Consider the following 7,192-nt stretch of genomic DNA (forward strand, 5'->3'; position numbering starts at 1 on the left):
GACGCCGCTGCTGTCGATGCTGCACCGGCTGGCGGCGACCGACCGGCGCGCCTTCTTCGTCCACGCCTCCGAGAACGGCGACGTCCATGCGATGCGGGACGAGGTCGCGGCGCTCGCGGCGGCTTCCGAGGGGCGCATCACGGTGCGCCACGTCTATCGCACTCCCACGGACGCGGACCGCGCCACCGGCCGGTTCGACGCCGAAGGCGTGGTGGACCGGGCCTTGCTGCAGTCTCTGCTGCCGCTGGACGACTATCAGGTCTATCTGTGCGGGCCGACGCCCTTCATGGTGGCGATGTGGCGGCTGCTGACGGGCCTGGGTATCGCGCCCGAGCGCATCGCCTATGAGTTCTTCGGCAAGGGTGGCTCGCTGGCGGTGCTGGCGGCCGAACCCGAGGCGCTGCGCGTCAGGCCCGCTACCCATGTCCCCGCCCATGCGCCGAAATCGCTGGCGAGGCTGGAGTTCCTGACCGACCCCGACGCCCGCGCCGTTCCCGAAGCGCCGCCGCGCCTGTCCTCGGCCCCGCAGGCTGCCGTCCCAGCCGCAGCAGTCGAGGGCGATCAGGTGGTCTTTGCCCGCGCGGGTGTCACCGCCGCATGGGACGCCGCCGCGGGGTCCATCCTCGAACTGGCCGAGGCCGCAGGACTGACCCCCGAGTTCAGTTGCCGCGAGGGGATCTGCAACACCTGCCGCTGCACGATCCGCGAGGGCGCGGTGGAATACACCAGCGAACCCCTGGACCCGCCGCCCGCAGGGCAGGTGCTGATCTGCTGTTCGCGCCCCGTCGGCCGGGTGGTGCTGGAAATATGAGAAGGGAGCCGGGCCGATCCGTCAGCCCGGCATCCGTTCGACCGCCGCCGCGTCCAGTTCCGGCCCGACGGTGAACAGGTGGTCTCCCGGCCGGACCAGCGCGTTGCGCCGCGCGACCAGGATCACGCCCGCGACCGGGGCGGCCAGTTCCTGCGGCGGCAGGTCCAGGTCGAAAAGGTCGCGCAGGATCGCCAGCGGCTGTCCATCCACGACCCGGTCCCCCAGAGCGACCAGCGGCTCGGCCAGCGCGTGGCGCATCACCGTCACATGGCCACTGCCTGCGCCCAGATCGGCAAAGCGCGTCGGCGGCGCTGTTCCGGCGCCCAGCCTGCGCGCGGCCTCGGCGCCGATCACGCCCTGGGCCGCCAGCAGCCGCAGCACCCCTTGCCAGCCCGCGTCCAGCGAGGCGCGCGACACCCGCCCCCCGCCCCCGAGTTCACAGGAAAACATCGCGCAACCGGCCGCCTGGGCGGCGGAATCGAGATCCCCTCCGGTGTTGCCGGGCGGGACCACGACCGTCCAGGGCAGGCCGAAGGTTTCGGCCAGCGTCCGGTTGCGGCGGTCCGTCTCTGCGTCGCCGGTCAGTGTCAGATAGGCGCAGTCGATGTAATCGGCGTTCGTTCCCCCCGAATGGAGGTCGATCACCAGCTCCGCGCGCGGCATCAGATGGGCGGTGACGAAGCCCGCCAGCGCCCGCGTCGGTCCCGCCCCCGTCGCGCCCGGAAAGGAACGGTTCATGTTGCCCTGGTCCAGCGGTGAAACCCGCCGCGCGGCCAAGACCGCCGGCATGTTCAGCGCAGGCATCAGGATCAGGCCGCCGGGGACATCGGCGAGTTCCAGCATCTCGAACAGGCGCCGGGCGATGATCTGCCCCTCGTATTCGTCGCCATGGTTGCCGCCCGTGATCAGTGCGACGGGGCCGGCACCGCCACGGATCACGCCCAGGGGGCTGCGGATCGCGGAATAATCCCGGTCGTTATCGGAATGGTCCAGTTCCACCCAGTCCCAGGACTTGCCCGGCGCGTCCAGGTCCAGCGCGCAGGCAACGGTGTCGTATCGGATCATGCGGCGTTCCCCCTTGCGCCTTCGCCCTCGCTTCCGCCGGCTGCACTGTGGCGCCGTTGTTCCAGCAGCCGGGTCAGCCAGTCCGGGTCCATTTCCGGCACCGAGGACAGCAGCAGCTCGGTATAGGGATGGTGGGGCGGGGCGAACATCCGGTCCTTGGGGCCCTGTTCGACCACCTTGCCCTTCTGCATCACCACCACCTCGTCGGCGATGGACCGGACGGTCGCAAGGTCGTGGGTGATGAACAGATAGCTCAGCCCCTTGTCGCGCTGCAACCGGTCCAAGAGGCGCAGGATGCCTTCGGCGACGATCTGGTCCAGCGCGCTCGTCACCTCGTCGCAGATGATGAAGTCGGGGTTGGCCGCCAGCGCGCGGGCGATGCACAGGCGCTGCTTCTGCCCACCCGAAAGCTCGCCCGGCAGCCGGTCGATGAACTGCGCCGGCTCAAGCTCGATTTCCTCCAACAACTCCCGGATGCGCGCCTCCTTCTTGGCGCCCCGCATGCCCAGGAAGAATTCCAGCGGACGCCCAATCACGTCGCGGACCCGGTGCCACGGATTCAGCGCGGTATCGGCCATCTGGTGGATCATCTGCACTCGCCGCTGCAGGTCGCGCGGGCGTTGGCGGCTTTTCGTGACCAAGGGCTGGCCCTCAAAGACGACGCGGCCCTCGGTCGGCGCAAGCAGCCCCATGATGACCCGCGCAGTTGTCGATTTGCCCGAGCCGCTTTCGCCCACCACCGCGACGGTCCGCCCGCGCGGCACGCTGAATGACACGTCCTGCAGCACCTGCAACTCGCCATAGCTTGCCGAGACATTCTCGACCCTCAGTATCGGCTCGGGATCCGTGGACAGCGGGCGCGGGCTCGGGCGGAACTCGCGCACGGCCCAGAGTGAGCGGGTATAGTTCTCGCGCGGATGGGCCAGCATCTCGCGCGTTGGGGCCTCTTCGACCTCGGTCCCCTTCAGCAGCACCTTCACCCGGTCGGCCATCTGCGCGACCACGGCCAGATCGTGGGTGATGTAGATCGCGGCGGTGTCGTGATCGCGCACCGCGTCGCGGATGGCAGCGAGCACCTCGATCTGGGTGGTCACGTCCAGCGCGGTGGTCGGTTCGTCGAAGATGATGAGGTCGGGCCGGCAGGCCATCGCCATCGCCGTCATCGCCCGCTGCAACTGCCCGCCCGAGACCTGGTGCGGATAGCGGAAGCCGATCAGCTCGGGCTCGGGCAGGCGCATCTCACGGTAAAGCCTGACCGCCTCGGCCTGCGCCTGCGCGCGCGGCATGACGCGATGCTGCACCGGCGCTTCGCAATGCTGATCGATCAGCCGCCAGGCCGGGTTGAAGGCGGCGGCCGAGGACTGCGCGACATACGCGATGCGCCGCCCGCGCAACCTGCGCAGAGCCGATTCCGGGGCGCCCACCAGTTCCTGCCCATCGAAGCGGATCGAGCCGCCCGCGATCCGCAGGCCCGGCTTGACATAGCCCATGGCAGCCAGCCCCAGCGTCGACTTGCCGGCGCCGCTTTCGCCGATCAGGCCCACGACTTCCCCCTTGGCAATGGTCAGGTCCACGCCCTTGACGATCTCGCTCCAGCCGTCCTGGGCGCGCCCCTCGATCCTCAGGTCCCGGATCTTCAGAAGTCCGTCCATGGTCTTAGTCCTTCAACCCGCTGGAAACATGCAGCACCCAATCCACTACCATGTTCACTGCCACTGTAAGTAGGGCAATGGCCCCGGCCGGCAGTAGCGGCGCCAGCCCGAATGTCGCCGCCTGCCAGCTTGAGAAATTGGCAAACGAGATCAGCTTGGCGCTTTCGCGCACCATCGAGCCCCAGTCTGCCGTCGGCGGCTGCAATCCGAGACCGAGGAAGCTCAGCGCCGAGATGAACAGGAAGACGAAGCAGAAGCGCAGCCCGAACTCAGCGATCAGGGGAGCGGCCGCGTTGGGAAACACCTCGCGCCGGATGATCCAGCCCAAGCCCTCGCCCCGCATCCGCGCGACCTCGATGTAGTCCATGGTCAGGATGCCCTGCGCCACCGCCCGTGACAGCCGGAACACGCGGGTGCTGTCCAGCACCGCGATGACCAGCACCAGCGCGACAACCGATGTGCCGGTGATCGTCAGGATCAGCAGCGCGAAGATCAGCGAAGGAATTGCCATCAGCACGTCCACCACGCGCGAGTTGATGGTGTCGAACCAGCCCCCCACCGTGGCGGCCAGAAGCCCTGTCGTCGTGCCCAGCAGGAAGGCCAGCATCGTCGTCACCAGCGCGACGCCCACGGTGTTGCGCGCCCCGTAGATCAGCCGCGACAGCACGTCCCGCCCCAGGGCATCGGTCCCCAGCCAGTGCGGCGTGGCCCAAGGCAGGTATTTCGGGCCGACGATTTGGGCTTCGGGATAGGGCGCAAGCCAAGGGGCGAACAGGGCGGTGACGGCATAGACTGCAATCAGCGCCATCGCGAGCTTGGCCGAAAAGGGTGCGGTGCGCAGAAGGGACAGATAACGCGTCACGGGCTTACCTCGGATGCAGCAGGCGCGGGTTGGAAACCATGCCGATGATGTCCGCCGCCAGGTTCAGCAGGATATAGGTTGCGGCAAAGATGAGGCAGGCGGCCTGCACGACGGTGATGTCGCGCTTGGCAACGCTGTCCACCAGAAGCTGGCCCAGGCCCGGGTAGACGAACACCACCTCGACCAGCACCACGCCCACAATCAGATAGGCAAGGTTCAGCGCGATCACGGTGGCGATCGGAGCGACGGCATTGGGCAGGGCATGGACCGCGATCACCCGGCGGCGCCTGATCCCCTTCAGATGGGCCATCTCGACATAAGAAAGCGCCAGCAGGTTAACAATCGCCGCCCGCGTCATCCGCATCATGTGCGCCATGACGATCAGCACCATCGTCAGCGCGGGCAGGAAGGTCACATACAGCCGCTCTGTCAGGTCCATGCCGGGCGTGACCGCGGCCAGGCTCGGAAACCACTGCAGTTGGACTGCGAAGATCAGGATCAGGATATAGGCCACGAAATATTCGGGGAACGAGATCGCCGCCAGCGTCGAGGAGGAGATGAAGCGGTCCAGCCAGGCTCCGCGGTAAAGTGCCGCCACGATCCCCAGCCCCACCGCCAGCGGAATGGCGATCAGCGCGGCATAGCCGGCCAGGAAGAAGGTGTTGAAGGCCCGGTCGCCCAGCAGTTGCGAGATGGGGCGCTGGTTCGCCATCGATAGCCCCAAGTCCCCGGTCAGCGCCCCGCCCAGCCAGTGGATGTAGCGAACAAAGGCGGGATCGTTCAGGCCGAATCGCTCGCGAAAGGCGGCCAGCGTTTCCGGGGTTGCGGACTGACCCAGGACCTCGGTCGCGATATCGCCGGGCAAAAGCTCGATTGCCCAGAAGATGATGGCCGATACGATCAGCAGCGTCACTGCCCCGATCGCCAGCCGCCGCAGGATGAGCTTGGATATGGAGGACATCTTGGCTGCCATATGTCTGGACTTCGACTCGTTATGCATAGCTATAATCACGATCAATACACCCCGCGTCCAGTGCCGATTTCAGGAGGCCCAAAAGTCGATGCTGGACGCGGCTTTGGCGGCAAGACGCTGGAAAGGGAGTTCCATGGTTGCGACCAGAAGCTATCGCGAGATCAAGGCCGACATGCTGCGCCGCATCACCGGGGGCGAATGGCCGCCCGGCAGCCTGTTGCCGAACGAGACGCACCTGGCGCAGGAATACGGCTCGGCCCGGGCCACAATCAACCGCGCCATGCGCGAACTGGTCGAGGATGGCCTTGTCGAGCGCAAGCGGAAGGCGGGCTCCCGGGTACGCCTGCTGCCGTTGCGGCAGATGCGCCTGGACATCCCGCTGGTGCGCAACGAGATCGAGGAACAGGGCGCGGAATACCGCTATGCGCTGGTGCGCTCGGATATCCTGAAGGCGCATGACTGGCTGCGCGCGCGGCTGAACCTTGATGCCGACACGCAGCTGCGCCATGTGACCTGCGTCCATTTTGCCGACGGCCAGCCTTACCAGTTCGAGGACCGCTGGATCAATCTCAAGGCGACGCCCGGCGCGCGCATCGCTGACTTCGGGGCGACCGGACCGAACGAATGGCTGGTCCGGCAGGTGCCCTTTTCCAATGTCGAGGTCAGCTTTTCAGCTAACTCGGCCACCCCGGAACAGGCCCAGCATCTGGGCTGCGCCCCGGGCGATTCGCTGTTCCAGATCGAAAGGCAGACCTTCTGGCAGGGACAGTCCGTCACCTTTGTCCGGCTGCTTTACCACCGCGGCTACAGGATGACGACGCGCTATTGAACCGCCTGCCGGGGTCCGGGCTATATCGCCTGCCTCAGCCGCTGCAGGGTGCGGGCGTAGGCCGCGGTGATCGGCGCGCGGCGGATGTGTCGACCCTCCGCGACGAGGTGGCGCCCTGCCGACCAGGTGTCGGTCACGTCGCGATCGTCCCTGGCGAAGATCCAGGTGTCCAGCAGGGTGTCGTCCTCGCGGCCGACGCCGTCGGGGCCAAGGTCGCCAAGCGCCATGAGATCGGCCCAGAGGCCCGGTTCGATGGCGCCCGCCCCGCGCCCTGCCGCCTGCGCGCCGCCCCTGGCCGCGCCCTCGAACACCACGCGACCGGTTGAACGGTCGGCACTGGCCAGCGCGGCGCGCGAACGGTCGCGCAGCCGCTGCGAATAGTCGAGCGTCCGCAGTTCCTCGGACAGCGAGATGCGGATGTTGCTGTCGGACCCGATGCCGAAGGCGCCGCCCGCATCCGTCCAGCGCACGCCCTCGAAGATACCGTCGCCCAGGCTGCTTTCGGTGATCGGGCACAGCCCCGCCACCGCGCCGCTGCGGGCAAGGGCCACGGTTTCACCGGGCGTCATCTGGGTCGCGTGGATCAGGCACCAGCGTTGATCGACGGCCAGGTTTTCCAGCAGCCATTCGACCGGACGGCGGCCGGTGGTGGCCAGAACCTCGTCCACCTCGGCGGTCTGCTCGGCCAGGTGCATGTGAATCGGGCCGTCCCCCGCCAGCGCCTGCGCGGCCGCAAGCCCGTCCCCGTCCACCGCGCGCAGGCTGTGGGGGGCGATGCCGATGCGGCTGTCCGCCCCGAGCCGCGCCACATGGCCCTGCGCGCCCTCGACAAGGCGGGCGAAGCGCTCGGGCGTATTGCCGAAGCGGTCCTGCCCGGACACCAGCGCCCGGCGGTCGAGCCCGCCCCATTGATACAGCACCGGCAGCAGCGTCAGGCCGATGCCCGTCTGCGCGGCTGCCGCCGCGATCCGGCCCGACATCTCGGCCAAGTCGGCATAGG

7 protein-coding genes are annotated in these 7,192 nt (G+C 68.0%); 2 read left to right on the forward strand and 5 right to left on the reverse strand.

Going from position 1 to position 7,192, the window contains the following annotated elements; genetic code table 11:
• Nucleotides 1-811: 2Fe-2S iron-sulfur cluster-binding protein (locus tag BU28_RS25875; RefSeq protein ID WP_028720549.1), on the forward strand; the 811-nt coding region annotated here is incomplete at its 5' end.
• Nucleotides 812-832: 21 nt separating this feature from the next.
• Here BU28_RS25875 and BU28_RS23580 read toward each other — a convergent pair.
• From BU28_RS23580 to BU28_RS0117290, 4 genes are read right to left on the reverse strand one after another with little or no spacing between them, the layout of a single operon-like run.
• On the reverse strand, nucleotides 833-1,876 hold the full coding sequence (locus BU28_RS23580) for a succinylglutamate desuccinylase/aspartoacylase domain-containing protein (RefSeq protein WP_051578287.1): 1,044 nt from the start codon (nucleotides 1,874-1,876) through the stop codon (nucleotides 833-835).
• Entirely contained in the window at nucleotides 1,873-3,528 is a 1,656-nt protein-coding gene (locus BU28_RS23585; RefSeq protein ID WP_051578288.1) for an ABC transporter ATP-binding protein, read from the reverse strand. The genes BU28_RS23580 and BU28_RS23585 overlap by 4 nt, the downstream gene beginning before the upstream one ends.
• A 4-nt stretch (nucleotides 3,529-3,532) precedes the next feature.
• Entirely contained in the window at nucleotides 3,533-4,390 is an 858-nt protein-coding gene (locus tag BU28_RS0117285; protein WP_028720550.1) for an ABC transporter permease, read from the reverse strand.
• 4 nt (nucleotides 4,391-4,394) lie between these two features.
• Complete coding sequence (locus BU28_RS0117290; protein ID WP_028720551.1) at nucleotides 4,395-5,351, reverse strand: ABC transporter permease; 957 nt, start codon at nucleotides 5,349-5,351, stop codon at nucleotides 4,395-4,397.
• A gap of 145 nt (nucleotides 5,352-5,496) precedes the next feature.
• Here BU28_RS0117290 and hutC point away from each other — a divergent pair, with 145 nt between their 5' ends.
• Nucleotides 5,497-6,192 carry a histidine utilization transcriptional repressor HutC gene (gene hutC, locus BU28_RS0117295; protein WP_028720552.1) on the forward strand — a complete coding sequence of 232 codons (696 nt, stop codon included), beginning with the start codon at nucleotides 5,497-5,499 and terminating at the stop codon, nucleotides 6,190-6,192.
• 20 nt (nucleotides 6,193-6,212) lie between these two features.
• Here the strand turns inward: hutC and BU28_RS0117300 are convergent.
• Nucleotides 6,213-7,192 (reverse strand): amidohydrolase family protein (locus BU28_RS0117300; RefSeq protein ID WP_028720553.1); only part of this gene is annotated, 980 nt, incomplete at its 5' end.

Source organism: Paracoccus yeei ATCC BAA-599 (assembly GCF_000622145.1).
Lineage (GTDB): Bacteria > Pseudomonadota > Alphaproteobacteria > Rhodobacterales > Rhodobacteraceae > Paracoccus > Paracoccus yeei.

What these genes read in the sequence shown, in the direction of transcription:
- BU28_RS23580 (WP_051578287.1), bottom strand. Translation starts at nt 1,876, where the DNA reads ATGATCCGATACGACACCGTTGCCTGCGCGCTGGACCTGGACGCGCCG.
- BU28_RS23585 (WP_051578288.1), bottom strand. Translation starts at nt 3,528, where the DNA reads ATGGACGGACTTCTGAAGATCCGGGACCTGAGGATCGAGGGGCGCGCC.
- BU28_RS0117290 (WP_028720551.1), bottom strand. Translation starts at nt 5,351, where the DNA reads ATGTCCTCCATATCCAAGCTCATCCTGCGGCGGCTGGCGATCGGGGCA.
- hutC (WP_028720552.1), top strand. Translation starts at nt 5,497, where the DNA reads ATGGTTGCGACCAGAAGCTATCGCGAGATCAAGGCCGACATGCTGCGC.